Consider the following 16,730-nt stretch of genomic DNA (forward strand, 5'->3'; position numbering starts at 1 on the left):
GTGACTCCTCTTCTCCCGATGGAGTTCGGCCAGGTCCGGAAGGACCTGTGCCGCAGACTGCGACCGCGTCCACCCGGACGACGGCATCCTCGGGGCGCCGGATCCCCGAGTCCGGAACGTCGCCCCAGGTGCGGCGGCCCGGTCCACCACGGGTCAGCGCCTTCATGTCTTGATCACTTCCGTCAGACGTCGGTCGGGCGGTGCGAAGTAGGTCATCGCCCCTCCAGTCCAGGGTTCTTCAGGAAGCCGAGATGTGCCATGGGCCGGGTGGTCCCCGGACTGGGCCTGAGGACCCAAGGCGCCGTGGTCACGCGGGGCGTGCCCGGTTCGGTCCTTCTAGGCTGGGTGGTGGTGTCCGGCGAGCGAACCTCGCCGAGCGGGCGGCCGCACTCGGCGGCACCTTCGAGGTACACACACTCCCCCACGGAGGCACCGAGCTCCTCTGGCGGGTCCCACTACCGCCCCAGTGAGCCCGACGGCCTCAGCTACCGTCGACCACCAGCACCTCCGAGGCCGGCAACCGGGGTGTGGGCGCCCCCTCCGGTCCGTAGCCGAGCCGGATCAGCATATGGACGAAGCCCGGTCCCCGATGCGGGCTGCGGGTCTCCCAACGCAGGTTGGGCCACTCCATCGCCTGGTGCAGCAGCGAAGCGCGCACCTGATGGACTGTGGCGGTCAGCAGGACGTGCTCCAGGGCCAGTCCGGCGCGCAGCCAGTCCACCGGGTGGTCGTGCTCGGTGGCGAGCACCGCGATGCACGGCTCGGCCTCGAACGCCTCGGGGGCCCGGTGCTCGGCGGGGTGGATGGCGGAGAAGTCCCGCATCGGCAGGTGTTCGGCGGCGTCCTGCGGACCGAGGGCGGTGGCCGGGATGCCGTACGGTCCCCCGCCCGGCCCCTGGATCCAGCTGCGGCTCTCGCTGCGGTGCTCCGGATCGGTGACGTTGCGGCGCTCGGCCTCGGCTGTGAGGTGGAGCAGTCTGGCCATCTCCTCCTGCTCGGGGAAGTAGAGCACCGCCTCCTCCGTGTGCGCGGCCTCGACCAGTTCGTTCCGTACGGCTGGTGGAATCGGCGGGCCGGTGAACGGGGTGCGGACGGTGTGCCGGTGCCAGATCGCGTCGTACAGCTCGGCCGTCCGCGGCAGCTGTGCCCGGGACGGCTCCTCCAGACGGACGGCGGCCAGCAGATCTGGCTCGGCCGAATCGGGCAGCAGACACACCTCCGGTGCCCAGCCGAGGTGGCGGGCAGCGGTGCGCAGATTCAGCACCGCCGCACCGACCGAGATGTACATCGCCCGGCCCTGCGGATCGGTGGCCGGCAGCGACCGCTCGGGCGCGGAGCGGACTTCAAGGGTGCTGGTCTCCGGGTGCAGACGGTAGTGCCACGGCTGGGTGTTGTGGATCGAAGGGGCGGCCACCGCAGCGGAGACGAGCTCCTCCACTGCGGCGCCATCCAGAGCCAAGGTGGCCATGGCGGCCTCCTGGAAGGTTCGGTCAACCTGGGGTCGGCCCCGTCGGCCCCTGTCCGGAACGCAAGGCCTCCAGGCGGTGGTAGTACTCGTCGGCGTCGATCTCGCCCCTGGCGAAGCGTTCGGCGAGCAGTTGCTCCGGCGAGGGCCGGGCGGGCGGCGGAGTCGGGGGCCAGGCGGCGGTGTGCTGCTGCGACGCGCGGCCGAGGTAGCGGACCAAGGCGACGATGCCGAGGACGATGAGCACCCAGAAGAGCAGCATGATGACGGCCATCAGGCCGAAACCCCACCCGTTCATGCCATGGTCGTGCCAGTACATCGCGGGCCTCCTCGCTACGGCGCGGTGAGGTTGCTGCCCTCATGACCCATCGTGCGACCGGTCCGGTCGGCGGCGCTTGGGCCGTTCGGATCCATGTACCGGGCCGCCCGGCTCATGTGGGTGCCCGGGGTGCCCGGGCTCGGCGTGGGCGGCAAGGACGGCCGCCTGGAGACGCCGCTCGACGCCGAGCTTGGCGAGCATCCGCGAGACGTGGTTCTTGACGGTCTTCTCGGCGAGGTAGAGCTCCTGACCGATCTGCCGGTTGGTCTTGCCCTCACCGACCAGTGCCAGGATCTCCCGCTCCCGCGGGGTCAGCTGGGCGAGGGCGGCGTCCGTGTCCGACTCGTCGTGGTGGCGCAGGCTCTCCATCAGTCTGCGGGTGGTGGCCGGGTCCAGCGTCGACTGGCCGGAGGCGACCGTCCGTACCGCGCTGACCAGATCAGCACCCTTGACCTGCTTCAGCACGTACCCGGCGGCCCCGGCCATGACAGCGTCCAGCAGAGCGTCGTCGTCATCGAAGGAGGTGAGCATCAGGCAGGCCAGTTCGGGCATCCGGTCGCGCAGTTCGCGGCAGACGGTCACCCCGTCGCCGTCCGGCAGCCGCACGTCGAGCACGGCCACCCGCGGACGCAGCGCCGGCACCCGAGCCAGCGCCTGGGCACAGGTGCCGGCCTCGCCTACCACCTCGATGTCCGGCTCCGCCTCCAGCAGGTCGCGGACTCCGCGCCGGACCACCTCGTGGTCGTCCAGCAGGAAGACGCGCACGGGCTGTCCGGATTCGCTGGGGTCGGTGGCATCCATTGCTGTCTCCTGACCGGGCTGCGGCTCTCCTTCGAGTCTGCGCGCGCGCCGGGTGGGACGCACCGGACGCTGGGGCTTACCACGGCCTCGCCGCGCGGTGGGATGGCCTGGACGGCCCTGGTCGACGACCACCCTCACCGTCGAGAGTAGACACAGCGACCCGGGAGGTAAGCGAGATGGCCACAGTCCGGCGATCCGGGTGGCGGCGGCTGGCCGCCGAGGGGGTGGGAACGTTCTTCCTGGTCCTGGTAGCGGCCGGGGCGCAGGTCGTCGACGCCGTCACCGGCGGTCAGGTCGGGCGGGCGGCAGCCGCGATCGCACCGGGCGTGATGGTGTTGGCACTCATCTACACCTTGGGCGAAACCTCCGGTGCCCATCTCAATCCGGTGGTGACCATGGCGTTCGCGGCCCGCGGGCACTTCCCGTGGTGCCGCGTGCCGGCATACGTGGCCGCTCAGTTGACCGGAGCGCTGACGGCGGCGGGCGTACTGCGCGGGCTCTTCGGGACGGTGGGCCGTGTGGGGGCGAGCCGGCCCGGACCCGGTGTCGGCTCCAGTACCGCGTTCGTGGTGGAGGTCCTGTTGAGTCTCGGGCTGATGACGGTCATCCTCGGCACCTCCTCCGGCGCACGGAACATCGGCCACAACGCGGCCATCGCCATCGGCGGCTACATCTCCCTGGCGGGCTTGTGGGCCGGCCCGGCGAGCGGTGCGTCCATGAATCCCGCCCGTAGCCTGGCTCCCGTCCTGGTCGGCGGACACGGCGGTCCATGGTGGGTCTACCTGCTCGGGCCGCTCCTCGGGGCAGCCCTCGCGGTGCCTCTCGCCTGGATCCTGCGCGGGCCGCCGAGCTCCGAGGCCACCCGCGCCGCCCAGGGAGCCGACCGGATGGGCCCGGACGAGACGGATCCGTTGGACGGCGCTACCGAGGCCGAGTGACCCGCGAAACCGAGGCGTCGGCGGTGGGCCGAAGGGGGCAGCCTGACCAGGTGGGCGGTGCGCCACCGTCCGGAAGGAGGCCGTCCTGGCTGGCTCTCCGCAGCCGAGGCACCGGGCACTGCCGCCCGACCTGATTGCAGCTGTTCGAATCCGGGGTCCCCCCGATCCCGGCGCGACGGACCCGGCCGTCCGCACGGGGCGAGGTCAGCCGTGCGGCACCACGGCGACCGGACACCGCGCGTGATGGATCACCGCGTGGGCGACCGATCCGAGGCGGTGGCCCAAGCCGCCATCGCCGCTCCGGCCTACCACGAGCAGGGCAGCGTGCTCGGCCGCGTCGAGCAGTACCCCGGCAGCGCCACCCGGGCGTACGTCCTCCACGACCCGCACACCGGCAAGTGGGTGGTCGTGCAGCACTTGACGGAGTTCTCGCATTTCCCGGCTAGCCCAGTGGGCCTGCTCCTCCTCGGAGGGGTCGCTCCGCCAGAGTGGCGGAGTCCAAGCGTGTACGACGCGCAGGCCCGCGGTCCGGGCCCGGGCCGTACCCAGGGCGAACTCCAGGGCCGCGCCGGAAGGGTGGTGGGCGTCGAGGCCGACCACCACCTCCTCCGCCGCCGGGGTGTCGACGGCATGGCCCCGGACCAGGACGACCGGGCAGTCCGCGCCTGCGGCCACCGCCAGGCCCACCGAGCCAAGGAGGAATCCGGCGAAGCCACCGAGTCCGCGTGAGCCGAGCGCCACGAGGCCGACGTCCCGGCTCTCGGCCACGATCCCCCGGCGCGCGGAGTCCTCCAACAGCGCGGTGCCCACCTCCAGACCCGGGTGGCCGGAGCGGAGTTCCGCCGCCGTGTCGGCCAGCATCCCAAGTGCCTGTCCCCGTACCTCGCTGACGCCCGGCAGTCCCGGGGCCGCGCGCTGCGGCCAGGGCCAGGCGTGGACCAGGCGCAGTGGTACGCCCCGCCGGGCCGCTTCGTCGGCGGCCCAGCGGGCGGCGGCCAGGCTCTCGGGCGAGCCGTCGACGGCGGCCAGGACCGGCCGGTTCACGGGGTCACCGGCGTCTGGTTCCCGCTCGGGGCGTCGAGCCGGGCTTCGACGTCCACCACGCCCGGCACGGTGCGGATCAGGCGTTCCAGCAGCACTGCCGACGCGGTTTCGGGCAGGGTGCCCACGAGGGTGATCCCGCCTTCCTCGGCTCGGACGTCGATCCCCGACGCGTAGGTGGGCCCGAGGGCTGCGAGCAGTTCGAAACGGACCTGCTGGGCGAGGTCATCGTCGGTTCGGAGGTGGACCTTGAGCAGGTCACCGCGGCTGACGATGCCGACCAGGCGGTCCTCGGCATCGACCACGGGCAGGCGTTTGAGGTGGCCACGGGCCATCGCCCGGGCGGCCTCGGCGGTCGGGCTGTCGGCGTGCACGGTGACGGCCGGGACCGACATCAGCTGTCCCGCCGTCAGGTCGGCGGCGGCCTCCGGGGAGCGGTCCTGAGCACTCAGCAGGTCGGCCTCGGAGACCACGCCGATCACCCTGCCGTCGCCGGTGAGGACCGGCATCGCACTGATCCGCCAGCGTCGCAGGGTCTCGGCGACCTCCTGGAAGCTCCTGTCGCGTCCGACGGCGACGACGGCGTGGGTCATCACCTCGCCGACGGTGTCCCAGCGCTGTTCCACAGTGTGCTCCTTACAGTTGCGGGCTGGGCGCCGGTCCCGGGCCGGGACTGCCCTCGCGCAGGGCGCTCCAGGAGACCGGACCGAGCAGGTCGGCGAGGTTTTGCAGGACGTCCAGGAAGAGGTCGTCGATGGTCAGGACACCGGCCAGGCGGTGGCCGTCCAGGACGGGCAGGCGGCGCACACCCGTACGGCGGAAGGCCTGGTAGGCGGCGGCAAGGTCGTCGGTGGTGTCGAGGGTGACGGCGGGGGCGGACATCAGCTCGGACACCCGCGTCTCGGGGTCCGCGTTGCGTGCCAGTGCCCGGACCACCAGGTCCCGGTCGGTGAGGACGCCGTGCAGGGCGCCGCCCTCGGCCACCAGCACGCATCCCACAGCCTCCTCGTCCATCCGCCGGGCGGCATCCGTGGCGGTGGTGCGGGGTGTGACGGTGACCGGCGGTGCGGTCATGAGGTCGGCGACGCGCATCTCTCGAGCTCCTTCAATCCGATGGTCACCTCGGGCCGCCGGACGAGCGAGTTGTGGACCGTGCGGTGGGACACCACCGCGGGCAGCGCCTCGGTGCGTTCGGGCGGCAGCTGTGGGGCGTCCACGTGGGCCACGCAACATGTCCGGCCTCCGGGCTGCGGCCGGAGCCACAGTGATCGTGGGTCCGGAGGTCGACCTTCCTGCGCCGGGAGTGGCCCGGATCGCCGCCCTCTCGGCCGCTCCGGACAGCTTCGCCGCCATGAAGCTGCACATGGCCGCCGCCGAGCGGCGTCGGCCCGCCGTACGGTGCCCGGCGATCAGGCCTGTCCGTCCTGCTCCGCTCGGTGGGCGGCGACGGCTTCTCGGACCAGGTCCGCCGCGCGTGGCACCGCCTCGGCCACGGCCGGGCTAAGGCCCTCGCCCGTGGTGAAGTCCGCGCCCTCCACGCCGACGATCAGCAGTTCACGGGGTAGTCGGCCCAGGACCGCGGCCAGTCCGACCGTCTCACCCAAGCCGAGGCCGTGCGAACCGGCGGCGTGGCTCTCGGCCACCGCGCCGCCGGGGTCGTCCGGGCTCACCCGTACCCGGTGGAGTCGGCCGGGCCGGCCGGGGCCCGCGTGCACGGCATCGACCACCACGGCCAGATCGGCACCCTCCCAGAGTTCGATCAGGTGGGACGGCTCGCCGTCGCTCAGGGCCATCCGGTCGACGGCGAGCTGATCGGCGGCCAGTTCGGCCATGACGGCCACCGCCGCTCCCTCGTCGTGGCGGTACTCGTCGCCGACGCCGATCAGCACGATCCGGTCGTGGGACCACTCAGTGGCCCGCTCGGGCATGAGGCTCATCTTCGCTCCACGGTGAGGTCCGCAAGTGCGCGGCGCAGCACCGGCAAGGGGATCCGGTCATGGCCGGCGGTCGGGACCCCAGCGGCACCCCGCTGGACTCCGTCCGGACCGTCCCGGGCGTCACCAGCGCCGGCCAGCCTCATAGGGGTGGGGGTGTTCGAGCTGGACCTCGGTGTCGTCCTCGGTCCAGTCGAGATTCTGGTGGACCGCCACCACACCGTCCACGGCCCGGCACAGCTGCTCGGCGATCGGGACCAGGCTCTTGCGCGGGAGCCGTCCGGCGAGAGTGACCACGCCATCGTGCACGGCGACCTGGACGGAACCGGGCGCGACCCACAGGGTCTGGCCGAACACGTCGTGGGTGATCTCCTCGCGGATCGCCGCGTCGTGCCGCAGGAAGACCTGGAGCAGATCACGGCGGCTGACGATACCCACCAGGCGGCCGACCTCGTCCACCACCGGGAGCCGCTTGACCTTGTGCTTGTCCATGGCGCGTGCCGCCTCGGGTACGGACCAGCTGGCCCGGGCGGTGACGGCGGGGCTGGTCATCAGGCCGCCGGCGGTCTCGGCCTCCGCGCGGGCCCGGTCCTGCGGATCCAGCCAGCGGCCGGGGGCACGGCCCTCGGGATCGGGGAGGACGGCTTCCTTGCGGATCAGGTCGGCCTCGGAGACCATGCCAAGCGGGCGTTCCTGGTCGTCGATGACCGGGATCGCGGTGATGTCGTTCCGATGGAACAACGCCACGATCTCCTTGAACGGCGTGTTCGGCCGAGCGGTGACGACCTCCTGGGTCATCACGTCGTGAACAGTGCGGTGCTGCATGGTCCTCACTCCTCCACGATGTGCTCCACCTCACACTCTCCGCCCGGGCCGAGGGTCGGCACAGGGCCGTTCGGTCCCACTGCCGGGGCCGGTCCGGTCCGGTCCGGGAGACAGCGACCGCTCCGGGCGGGACGATGGGTGGATCTCAGGGCTTTCCTCCGGAGGTCGCCATGAACGGACCCATCGTCGTCGGCTTCGACGGCTCGCCGGAGAGTGAGGCCGCCGCCGACTGGGCGGCCCGGGAGGCGCTGCGGCGCAGGTTGCCGCTGGAGCTGCTGCAGGCCTGGCCCTGGCAGCACGGCCAGCCGCTGGGCAGCGACGAGGCGAAGCGATGGGGCAAGCAGCAGCTGGCCCGGAAGGAGGTGGAACTCCGGGCACTGCACTCCGACCTGGAGGTGACCGCTGCTCATATCCCCGGTGGAGTGCCCGCCGATGTCCTGGAGGCGGCTGGGAAGAACGCCACGATGCTCGTACTCGGCTCGCGCGGCCTCGGCGCGATCCGGGGATTCCTGGTCGGTTCGGTGAGCCAGGAGGTCCTGGCCCAGGCCGCCTGCCCCGTGGTGCTCGTCCGTGCGGGCACCACCGCGGCCGACGAGCACCCGGCGTCACCGGAAGCGGGACCTCCAGCCGACATCCCTTACCGCGAGATCGCGCTCGGTCTCGACACCAGGCACCCGTGCGACGAGGTACTGGCCTTCGTCTTCGAGACCGCCTCGGCTCGCTCGGCGCCGCTGCGGGTGGTCCGCGCCTGGGGCCCGCCGAGCGGCACCGAATACATGGCGTTCGGCTCCATCGGCGGTCTGGAGAAGGACATGGCGAGGATCGAACGGGATACGGTCGAGCGGCAGCTGTCGCCCTGGCGCAAGCGGTATCCGAAGGTGGAGGTCGTGACGACCGTGGCGCTCGGCAGCGCCGCGATCACGCTGCTGGAGGAGACACCACAGGCCGGGCTTCTGGTGATCGGCCGCCGCACCCGCCGGACACCCATCGGACCGCGTCTCGGCCCGGTCGCGCACGCTGCGATCCATCACGCGCACTGCCCGGTCGCGATCGTTCCGTGCAGCTGACACGACGCGGAGCCGCGGGTCCGCCACGGCCTGCGCGGCTTCGACGGCGCCGCGCATCGGAAGGCCGGGCGGGGGCTCGGCGACGAGGCCTCCGGCTTCGCTGCTCGGCGGCATCCCGTGTATTGGCTGTGGCGAGGCCTGTCCGGGCCAGCCGACGCACTCAGGCCACTCGCATCGCGGATGCCCAGGGATGTGCCGCAGGATGAAGGAAGTGGTCAATCGCGTAAGGAGGACGACGATGGCCGGTGAACTGCTTCGCAGGCGGGGCCACTGGTGGCCCTCGTTCCCGGAACTGCTCGAGGACTTCCCCTTCGACCTGCGTATCTCCCCGGAAGAGCACATCATCCGTGTCGAGGAGAGCGAGGAGGAGGGCGCGTACGTCATCAAGGCCGAGCTGCCGGGGATCGACCCGGCCAAGGACGTCGAGATCACCGTTGAAGGGGGCGTGCTGACCGTCCACGCCGAACGCCGCGAGGAGAAGACGGGGAAGCACCGCTCGGAGTTCCACTACGGCTCCTTCACGCGCAGCATCCGGCTCCCGGAAGGATGTGAGGAGGAGGACATCACCGCCAGCTACGACAAGGGCGTGCTGACCGTGAAAGCGCCCATGCCCAAGGCCAAGGCGGAGAAGAAGCAGCCACGGCGGGTCGAGATCACCAGCGGTACTTGAGGCCGCGACACACCCCATCGGAACGGACGCCGACGGACGCGGTGCGTCCGTCGGCACCGTCTCTGCCACCTGAGTCGGCGACCGGCCACTCATCTACCCGGTCACGGGCCCGGGCGATGCCTTGTGTCGTGTTAGCACCCGCCGGCTACAAGACGGGAGAGACACGAAGGAGAAGGACTCTGTCCGCTTCTCGCGGAACACGATTGCGCGGTGCGCGGCTTAGCTAGCTCGCCGCTACTCCGCGTCTCGACCCGGAGTCCTTCCCAATTCCATTGTCCCACCCGGCCTCGTTGAAATCGCGCTGTCCGTCAGCTCCGTCGGGCTCCCAACGAACAGAGGCGTTCAGCCGATGCCTCCGCCTCGCTCGCCTGCCAGGCTGGTGAAGGGACGGGACTCTCCCTCGACGGCCGGTCGGCCACCGTACGGCTGCCGCCCTGGGCACAGGCCAGGCAACCGCTCGCCGGCGCCCGGTCGGCCGGTCCTGATCGAGTGGGCGGAGCGAAGCTAGGAGATCCGATGGTGAACAAGTCCATGACGGGGCAGACGCCCGAGGTCCAGGTCGAGATCCATGGCGACCTGCCGCCCGGAACGGCGGAGCTCGCCCGCAGTACCGTGCTCGCCCTGCTCGAGGAGACGCGCGAGCCCGTACTGTCCGCCCGGATCCGGCTCACCCGGATGGACGACCCCGCGGCCGAGCGGCCCTGCCTCGCCCAGGCCAACCTCGACGTCAACGGCCGCCGCGCCCGCGCCCAGGTCGCCGCTGAAACCATGAGTGAGGCCATCGCCCTGCTGCGCGAGCGAATCGTTCTTCAACTCTCCCGAGTGAGTCGGCACTTGGAGGCCCGACGGGAAGGTGTGGCGCAGGCCGGAGAGTACGAACGGCTGCTCCGGACGGAGCCCCCGCATCGCCCCCACCACTGTCCGCGCCCGGCGGAGCTGCGCAAGGTGGTCCGGCACAAGTCCGTCTCGCTGCCGCGCGAGACACCCGACCAGGCCGCCTTCGAAATGGACACCATGGACTACGGCTTCCGCCTGTTCACCGACCTCGCCACCGGCGAGGACAGCGTCCTCTACCGCGCGGCGCCGACCGGCTACCGGCTCGCCCAGGTGCACCCGCAGCCACTCGGCACCGCCGCCATCCCGATCACCGTCAGCCCGGCCCCCGCACCCCGGCTGAACCTCGTCAACGCGAAGCGCCGGATGGACACACTCGGGCAGCCGTTCGTGTTCTTCGCCGACGACGCCACCGGGCGGGGCAACGTCCTCTACCGCCGGTACGACGGGCACTACGGCCTGATCACACCCGCCGAGTGACCCCTGCCTCTGAGGATCCGGCCAGCCCAGAGAGGACCGATCTCCTCGCTCCACGACCGTAGGGTGACCTCACGCTCGAACAGACCGACTGCCCCGGAACAGGCCGGAGTCACCTGGAGCCGGGCCGTACCGGCAGGCTTCTGGTGCACCGCCGACCCGGGCTGGGTCACCGGCACCTCGTACGGCGTCATCGCCCCGCTCACCCACGGCGTCACCCTCGTCGTCGACGCGGGCGAGTACGACGCCCGACGCTGGTACGGCATCCTCGCCTCGGAACGGGTCACGGTCTGGTACACGGCGCCGACCGCGATCCGGATGCTGATGCGGGTGAGCCCGCGCGGAAGGCCGCCCGACCTTCCCAAGTCCTTCGACCTGTCCGCGCTCCGGTTCATCGCCAGCGTCGGCGAGCCCCTCAATCCGGAGGCGGTGCGGTGGGGGCAGGAGATCCTCGGCCTGCCGATCCACGACAACTGGTGGCAGACCGAGACCGGCTGCATCATGATCGCGAACTTCGCCGGGACCGAGATCCGCTGTTCTCGGGGCACGGGGCGAGGGGGGCTTGGGAAACCTTCTGTTCGGATCCGTCGGTCTGCAGGTCGCCGGCCACGCCGCAGGCCCGGTGGTGGTGGTCGGCCAGCTGACCACCGGTCATCACCGGGTCGTGGTCGGGACCGACGGGTCACCGCACTCAGCGCCATGGAGTTCGCGTTCGACGAGGCGTCCCTGCGCGGCGCCCGGCTGCAGGTGCTGCGCGCGTGGCAGATGCCGGTGCCGGCTGAGGCTCCGGAACGAGAGCCCGTTCCGGAGGAGATCGAGGCCGGACAACGGCGGGAGGTGGAGGAGCAATTGGCCGGCCTCCGCAAGCAGTATCGGGCGCCGAGCGCGGGCCGATAACGCCGCGCGTCACCGGCTTCCCCGGGTCGATGCGGCTGTCGTCGAACCCGTAACCGAGCATCCGGCGGACGGCGGCCACTCCGTCCGGCAAGCGGCACGTGCCCTCAACGATGGCGCGCTGCAGTCCGCCGTCACGAGCCGCCACCCCCGGCTCCCGCGTGTGGTCGTCGACGGCGGCGTGGACGCACGAGTTCCGCTCAGCATCGGTGAGTTCCTCGGTCGATCCGAGGGACATGCCGGCCGACAGGATGGTCGCCTTGGCGACCGGGTTCGCGTGCTCGCACAGGGCGGCCACGAGGGCGTGTCCGGACTCGTGCACGGTGACCGCACGGCACTCCTCCGAGAGCAGGGCGTTGGAGGGCCCCCTATCCCCGAGCAGTACCCGATCGCGGGCGATGTCGAGGTCGTGAGCGGCAGCACTGCCTCCCTCCTCCTCCAGGTCGCCGCCTCTCTCGGCATGCCGCAGCTTCCCGGACGGCCATGCGTGGCGTCGTGCCGTTGGTACGCGCTGATGATGGGCTGACCAGAACATCCGGTCAGGAGGAGGGTCGTGAAAGCCATCCGCTCCCATGCTTCACCGCCAGCAGGGCCGTACGCCCGGCGAGGCCGGCCTGGCACGAGCGGCGGGTCGGCCGCCCACGTCCGGCCCGTGCGCCGCGTCGCCTACCGGTGGTGACGGCCGGTGTCCGAGCGGTCGGAGCCCGCAGCCGGCTCCCGCGTGGGTCGGCGAACCGGTCATCCCCGTTGGCTGGGTTGGGTGCGGTGGCTGGGCGCGGTCCTGTTGGTGGCGGCTGCGGTGCTGGCTGCCGTCTGGCGGCGGCATCAGCTGGCGCAGGCATTGACCTTGATCGCCCGGGTACGGCTGCCCCAACTGGGGGTGGGCGTCGCTTGCGAGGCGTTGTCGATGCTGTGCTTCGCCGCCGTGCCATGGCGGCTGCTGCGGGCGGGCGGGGTGCGGTGGGACCTGCGGCGGGTGACGGTGATCGCGGTGGCTGCCAACGCCGTGGCCGGTGCGCTGCCCGGCGGGGCGGCCTTCGCCAGCGCCTGGCTGTTCCGGCAACTGAGCCGTCGGGGTGTGGCACCGGCCCTGGCGGCGGCCGTGCTGGTGGTCGGCGGCGCGCTGTCGGCACTCGGCGTGGGCATCCTGATCGTGATCGGCCTTCTCGCCGTTGGCGCGGCCGGTGCCGCCACCGTGCTGCGCCCGGTCGCCGGCGTGCTGTTCCTGGCGTCGGCAGTCGGTCTGCTGGCCGTCGGCCTGTCCCGCTTCGCCGGCTTCCGTGATGCGGTGCGGCGGGTTTGGGAGGGCGCAGGCCGGCGGTCCGCCCGGGTGCGGCAGGCCCAGCGTGGACTGGCACACGTGATGGAACAGGCCAGGATCCTGCAGCCCGGCGTCCGGCCGTGGCTGCTCCCGGGCGCACTCGCGCTGCTGAACTGGGTCTTCGACGCGGCCTGCCTGGCCGCCTGCCTGTGGGCGCTGGGCAGCGGCGTACCGTGGCACGGCCTGCTGCTCGCCTACGGGCTGACGCAGATCCCGGGCTCCTTGCGACTGACGCCCGGCAGCCTGGGGGTGGCCGAGGCAAGCCTGTCCGCGCTGCTCGTCCTGTACGGGCTGCCCCCAGGACCCGCGATCGCCGGGACACTGCTGTACCGCGCGATCAGCTACTGGGCTCTCCAGCCGATCGGCTGGGCGAGCTGGCTCGTCGCCACCTTCCGCCCTGGCCGCCCCGCCCGGCCTCCCGCACCTTGAACCCCGTTACCGCTCGCCCGCCGCTCTCCGACCGCTCCGGCTGCCGCCTTGACGGACGACGTCCACGGCTCACCACACTCGGCTTCCTCCCCGCGCTCGCTCTCAGCCCACTCGCGGAAGGGTAGATGTCACACCGATCCGTTGCCGTCGCACGTGGAAGCCGCAGAGCGCCCAGTCACCGAACCAGGACCCGCTCGCCCGAGCGCGGGACGACGGCGGTCCAGCCGAGTTCGCGGTCGATCCGGTCGCGCAGCGCGTGTGAACTCTCGGGTTCCCCGTGGACCAGGTAGGTAACGGCGGGAGGCGGGCCGTGGCGGAGCCATTCGATGATCTCGGCGGCGTCGGCATGGGCAGAGAACGCGGGGACGTTGACCACCTCTGCCCGTACCGGGACGTAGGTGCCGTACATCTTCAGCACTCGCGCGCCGTCGACCAGGTCGCGAGCCCGGGTGCCCTCGGCGGCGTAGCCGACGATGATCACGGTGTTGCGCGAGTCGGGGAGCAGCCGGCGGAGGTGGTGGACGACACGGCCGCCGGTGGCCATCCCCGCAGCCGAGACCAGGACCGACGGGCCCTCGGAACGCTCCAGCTCCAGGGATTCCTGGAGTGAGTGGATCACCGAGAAGGGCTCCGGGTCGAGGGCCGCTTCGCCCTCGCGCAGGACGTCCGGGCGGAGTTCGGGTGAGTGGGCGGCGAAGGCTTCGCGGTAGATCTGCAGCGCGGCCAGCGCCATCGGGCTGTCCACGTACACGGGCGTGTCGGACGGAAGCCGCCCGGTGCGGCGCAGCTCGGCGAGCTGGTGCAGGACGACCTCGGTCCGGTCGACGGCGAACGATGGGATGACCACGGTGCCGCCGCGTGCGAGTGTGCGGGTAACCGCGCGGGCGAACCACTCTCGAGCGGCGGGCTCCTCGTGGTAGCGGCTGCCGTAGGTGGACTCCATCAGCAGGGCGTCGGCTCCGGTGAAGGGCTCGGGCGGGCGGAGCAGCGGGTGGACCGGGCGGCCGAGGTCGCCGCTGACGGCCAGGGTGTGCCCGTCCTCCAGGGTCAGGTGCGCCCAGGTGGAGCCGAGGATGTGTCCGGCGCGGTGCAGGCGGAGCACCGTGCCGGTCGTGATCTCCACGTCGGTGCCGGTCGGCAGGGGATCGAACCGCTCCAGGGCCGTGCCGACGTCATGCTCGTCGTAAAGCGGCCGGGCCGGCCGGTGTTTGGACCACCCGTGTCGGTTGGCGTGGTCGGCGTCCTCGGCGAGCAGGTGGGCGCTGTCGCGCAGGATCAGCTCGGCGAGGCGAGCGGTGTCGGGGGTGCAGAACACCGGGCCGCGGAAGCCGTCCCGGACCAGGCGCGGCAGATAGCCGCAGTGGTCCAGATGGGCATGGGTGAGTACCACGCAGTGGACATCGGCCGGGTCCAGCGGCAGCGGTCGCCAGTTGCGCCGCCGCAGCTCGGCGAGGCCCTGGAACAGGCCGCAGTCGACCATCACCCGGGCGTGGTCGGTCTCCACCAGGAACTTGCTGCCCGTGACGGTGCCCACACCGCCGAGGAAGGTCAACAGCCCCGGCCGGGGCCGCGGATGGGGTGTGGCGGCGTCTGTCGTCATGGCGACCTCCGAAGGGCGTCCTCGGGTCCCACAATGCGGGCTCGCCGTGGAGTCCGCCCTCCACGCTGGTGGGAACGGAGTGGGTTCTCAGTTTCAGCTCCGTCCGGAACCGCGTCGACCCGACGGCACGCATTCCTAACGTTTGCAGCCCCAATGCGAGGCAGCCCACGCCTGCGGTTTCCGGAGGAGACGAATCACGGGAAATCGCACGGTCAGGGCAGGCAGTCGCGGCAGACGGTCTGGCCGTCCGCGGTCTGGCCGACGAGCTGGCTGCGGTGGTGAACCGTGAAGCAGCGGGCGCAGACGAACTCGTCCGGCTGCCTGGGGACGATCGGGATGGCGAGCTCCTCGCTGCACGGGTGGCTGCCGTACTTCGTCGAGCAAGCCGACCGACGGGCCCTGAGCTCGGCTCTCCTCCCATGGCGGGAGAAGTTCCCCACCGTCCAGGTGGTCGAACACCTCAACCACGAGAGCCCCGCCCGAGCCGTCGTGGACGCCGCCACCGGCGCGCAACTCCTGGTGGTGGGACGCGGCGGGTACCGTGCCGGTCTGGCGCCCCGGATCGGGCCCGTGACGCAGTCCGCCGTCCACCACGCCGCCTGCCCGCTCGCCGTCATCCCGTACGGCTGAGCGGCAGGCCGGGCGCGCAAAGGGCCCCTGGTGCCGTCCGGCTGGGCCGCCCGGCCCCGCAGAGCGGGGCGTCCGGCTGGCGCCACCGGCTCGACCAAGTGCCAGGCTGGTGAACAGAAGGACCTACCGGGAGGTAGCAGCCATGATCGCAACACTGATCAGGCGTCTGGGCCGATTCGTGGCAAGATCGGCCAGAGCCATCGCCGGGCGGCTTCTGCACCCAAGACGCCGACAGGCCACGGCAGACCGACCCGACCTCGACCATCGCTCGCAGACCGCCGCACGCGTAGTCGCGATCACCTGCGAGGGGGCCGAGAAACTTCTCGTCCATGCCCTCCTGACCGGCCTGATCGGGCCGCCGGAATACCAGAACTCCCTGGCGGCACTGGCCCGCGCGGACGACACCCGGCGCCCCCTCCAGGTACCGCAGCTGTAGCCCGGACACCGGAACGACGTTCGCCCACACCCTGCGGAGGAAGCGATGACGCACCTGCGGATCATCTCCGGGACAGCCCACCGCGCACTGGCCGACGCCGTGGCGGAAGCACTCGACATCGAGCTGGCGCAGTGCGAGGTGGAGCAGTTCCCCGACGGAGAGTTGCAACCGGTGGTCGGTGCCGTACGCGGCGACGACGTGTACGTGCTCCAGCCCACCGGGCCGCCGGTGAACGAGCACCTGGCCGAACTGCTCCTGCTGCTGGACGCCTGCCGGCGGGAAGGGGCCCGCAGACTCACCGCGGTCGTGCCGTACTTCGGCTACGCCCGCCAGGACCGCCGTACCCGGGCCGGGCAGGCCGTGGGCGCCCGGGTCGTGCTCGACGCGCTCGCGGCGGCCGGAGCCGACCGGCTGGTCGTCGTCGACCCGCACACCGCCTCGTTGGAGGCGATGAGCGCCATCCCGGTCGAGATGCTCACCGCCGTACCGCTGCTCGCCGAGTCGCTGGCCGAGCTGACACCCGACAACGCGGTACTGGTCTCGCCTGACCTCGGCGCGGTGAAACTGGCCGAACACTTCGCCGCACTGCTCCACCGGCCGGTCGCCGTGGTCCGCAAGACCCGTGTCTCGGGCGCGAGTGTGCAGGCCGAGGAACTGGTCGGCGAGGTCGCCGGCCGTCCCGCGGTGGTGGTCGATGACATGATCAGCACCGGTGGCACGATCGAGGCCGCCGTACGGGTACTGCTCGCTCACGACGCCGTGCCCGGCGTCGCCGTCGCCGCGACCCATGGCCTGTTCGCGGGCCCGGCGGAGGACCGACTGGTGCAAATCCCGGTCCGCCGCCTGTACGTCACCGACACCCTCGCCCCGGACCCGGACAGTGTCCTCCCGCTGAAGGTGTGTTCCATTGCCACGCTGCTCGCCGACGCCATCAGCCTGCTGCACGGCGACGAGCCGCTGGACACCCTGCGGATGCGCGTCTGACCGGCGATCCGCTCCACTCTCCACGCCGCACCACTCTCCACGGCGGGAAGGAGTCCTGATGGCCG

At 71.8% G+C, this 16,730-nt stretch carries 19 protein-coding genes and 1 pseudogene; 9 read left to right on the top strand and 11 right to left on the bottom strand.

The genetic code is table 11. The features are described 5' to 3' along the window. Nucleotides 1-481 precede the first annotated feature (481 nt). Genes ACZ5ON_RS17255 through ACZ5ON_RS17265 form a run of 3 tightly spaced genes read right to left on the bottom strand, consistent with a single transcriptional unit; the run spans nucleotide 482 to nucleotide 2,585 of the window. On the bottom strand, nucleotides 482-1,468 hold the full coding sequence (locus ACZ5ON_RS17255; protein ID WP_465592534.1) for an Acg family FMN-binding oxidoreductase: 987 nt from the start codon (nucleotides 1,466-1,468) through the stop codon (nucleotides 482-484). Between the two features lie 22 nt (nucleotides 1,469-1,490). After that, nucleotides 1,491-1,784: an SHOCT domain-containing protein gene (locus ACZ5ON_RS17260; RefSeq protein WP_465592537.1), complete on the bottom strand. Its 294-nt coding sequence runs from the start codon at nucleotides 1,782-1,784 to the stop codon at nucleotides 1,491-1,493. Between the two features lie 39 nt (nucleotides 1,785-1,823). Then, nucleotides 1,824-2,585, bottom strand: a complete 762-nt coding sequence (locus ACZ5ON_RS17265) for a response regulator (protein ID WP_465592540.1) — start codon at nucleotides 2,583-2,585, stop codon at nucleotides 1,824-1,826. Between the two features lie 176 nt (nucleotides 2,586-2,761). Between ACZ5ON_RS17265 and ACZ5ON_RS17270 the strand changes: the two genes are divergently transcribed. Continuing rightward, nucleotides 2,762-3,523, top strand: a complete 762-nt coding sequence (locus tag ACZ5ON_RS17270) for an MIP/aquaporin family protein (RefSeq protein ID WP_465592543.1) — start codon at nucleotides 2,762-2,764, stop codon at nucleotides 3,521-3,523. Between the two features lie 204 nt (nucleotides 3,524-3,727). Here the strand turns inward: ACZ5ON_RS17270 and ACZ5ON_RS17275 are convergent, their stop codons facing one another. The 5 genes from ACZ5ON_RS17275 to ACZ5ON_RS17295 form a co-directional block, all read right to left on the bottom strand. Next, nucleotides 3,728-4,567, bottom strand: coding sequence for a universal stress protein (locus ACZ5ON_RS17275; protein WP_465592546.1), 840 nt, complete (start codon nucleotides 4,565-4,567; stop codon nucleotides 3,728-3,730). Continuing rightward, entirely contained in the window at nucleotides 4,564-5,190 is a 627-nt protein-coding gene (locus tag ACZ5ON_RS17280) for a CBS domain-containing protein (protein WP_465592549.1), read from the bottom strand. Before ACZ5ON_RS17280 ends, ACZ5ON_RS17275 begins: the two co-directional genes overlap by 4 nt. Before the next feature lie 10 nt (nucleotides 5,191-5,200). Then, nucleotides 5,201-5,656, bottom strand: coding sequence for a CBS domain-containing protein (locus tag ACZ5ON_RS17285; RefSeq protein ID WP_465592552.1), 456 nt, complete (start codon nucleotides 5,654-5,656; stop codon nucleotides 5,201-5,203). A gap of 317 nt (nucleotides 5,657-5,973) precedes the next feature. Further along, a complete protein-coding gene (locus ACZ5ON_RS17290; protein ID WP_465592555.1) occupies nucleotides 5,974-6,501 on the bottom strand; it encodes a hydrogenase maturation protease in 528 nt (175 codons plus the stop codon). 120 nt (nucleotides 6,502-6,621) lie between these two features. Further along, a complete protein-coding gene (locus ACZ5ON_RS17295) occupies nucleotides 6,622-7,323 on the bottom strand; it encodes a CBS domain-containing protein (protein WP_465592558.1) in 702 nt (233 codons plus the stop codon). Between the two features lie 170 nt (nucleotides 7,324-7,493). Between ACZ5ON_RS17295 and ACZ5ON_RS17300 the strand changes: the two genes are divergently transcribed. The 4 genes from ACZ5ON_RS17300 (at nucleotide 7,494) to ACZ5ON_RS17315 (ending at nucleotide 11,268) form a co-directional block, all read left to right on the top strand. Then, a complete protein-coding gene (locus ACZ5ON_RS17300; protein ID WP_465592561.1) occupies nucleotides 7,494-8,390 on the top strand; it encodes a universal stress protein in 897 nt (298 codons plus the stop codon). Nucleotides 8,391-8,628: 238 nt separating this feature from the next. After that, the gene (locus ACZ5ON_RS17305; protein WP_465592564.1) at nucleotides 8,629-9,060 is read left to right on the top strand and encodes an Hsp20/alpha crystallin family protein; all 432 of its coding nucleotides are present in this window, start codon (nucleotides 8,629-8,631) and stop codon (nucleotides 9,058-9,060) included. 516 nt (nucleotides 9,061-9,576) lie between these two features. Then, nucleotides 9,577-10,374 (top strand): sigma 54 modulation/S30EA ribosomal C-terminal domain-containing protein, encoded by a 798-nt coding sequence (locus tag ACZ5ON_RS17310; RefSeq protein WP_465592567.1) that lies wholly within the window; start codon nucleotides 9,577-9,579, stop codon nucleotides 10,372-10,374. 63 nt (nucleotides 10,375-10,437) lie between these two features. After that, nucleotides 10,438-11,268, top strand: a complete 831-nt coding sequence (locus tag ACZ5ON_RS17315) for an AMP-binding protein (protein ID WP_465592570.1) — start codon at nucleotides 10,438-10,440, stop codon at nucleotides 11,266-11,268. 196 nt (nucleotides 11,269-11,464) lie between these two features. Here the strand turns inward: ACZ5ON_RS17315 and ACZ5ON_RS17320 are convergent. Next, a pseudogene (locus ACZ5ON_RS17320) lies at nucleotides 11,465-11,839 on the bottom strand (hypothetical protein); the annotation flags it as partial. Between the two features lie 186 nt (nucleotides 11,840-12,025). Here ACZ5ON_RS17320 and ACZ5ON_RS17325 point away from each other — a divergent pair. Beyond that, the gene (locus tag ACZ5ON_RS17325; RefSeq protein ID WP_465592573.1) at nucleotides 12,026-13,015 is read left to right on the top strand and encodes a lysylphosphatidylglycerol synthase transmembrane domain-containing protein; all 990 of its coding nucleotides are present in this window, start codon (nucleotides 12,026-12,028) and stop codon (nucleotides 13,013-13,015) included. 175 nt (nucleotides 13,016-13,190) lie between these two features. On the opposite strand, the gene ACZ5ON_RS17330 is transcribed toward ACZ5ON_RS17325, so the two are convergent. Together ACZ5ON_RS17330 and ACZ5ON_RS17335 are read right to left on the bottom strand one after the other, a co-directional pair. Then, nucleotides 13,191-14,615 (bottom strand): MBL fold metallo-hydrolase RNA specificity domain-containing protein, encoded by a 1,425-nt coding sequence (locus tag ACZ5ON_RS17330; RefSeq protein WP_465592576.1) that lies wholly within the window; start codon nucleotides 14,613-14,615, stop codon nucleotides 13,191-13,193. Nucleotides 14,616-14,827: 212 nt separating this feature from the next. Further along, nucleotides 14,828-15,055 (bottom strand): DUF4193 family protein, encoded by a 228-nt coding sequence (locus tag ACZ5ON_RS17335; RefSeq protein WP_465592579.1) that lies wholly within the window; start codon nucleotides 15,053-15,055, stop codon nucleotides 14,828-14,830. On the opposite strand from ACZ5ON_RS17335, the gene ACZ5ON_RS17340 reads away from it, so the two are divergent. The 3 genes from ACZ5ON_RS17340 (at nucleotide 14,952) to ACZ5ON_RS17350 (ending at nucleotide 16,665) form a co-directional block, all read left to right on the top strand. Next, on the top strand, nucleotides 14,952-15,245 hold the full coding sequence (locus ACZ5ON_RS17340; RefSeq protein WP_465592582.1) for a universal stress protein: 294 nt from the start codon (nucleotides 14,952-14,954) through the stop codon (nucleotides 15,243-15,245). The genes ACZ5ON_RS17335 and ACZ5ON_RS17340 overlap by 104 nt on opposite strands. Nucleotides 15,246-15,387: 142 nt before the next feature. Continuing rightward, entirely contained in the window at nucleotides 15,388-15,681 is a 294-nt protein-coding gene (locus tag ACZ5ON_RS17345; RefSeq protein ID WP_465592585.1) for a hypothetical protein, read from the top strand. A gap of 45 nt (nucleotides 15,682-15,726) precedes the next feature. Then, on the top strand, nucleotides 15,727-16,665 hold the full coding sequence (locus tag ACZ5ON_RS17350) for a ribose-phosphate diphosphokinase (RefSeq protein WP_465592588.1): 939 nt from the start codon (nucleotides 15,727-15,729) through the stop codon (nucleotides 16,663-16,665). The last annotated feature ends 65 nt before the right edge of the window (nucleotides 16,666-16,730 follow it).

This window comes from Kitasatospora sp. NPDC032150, assembly GCF_055579945.1.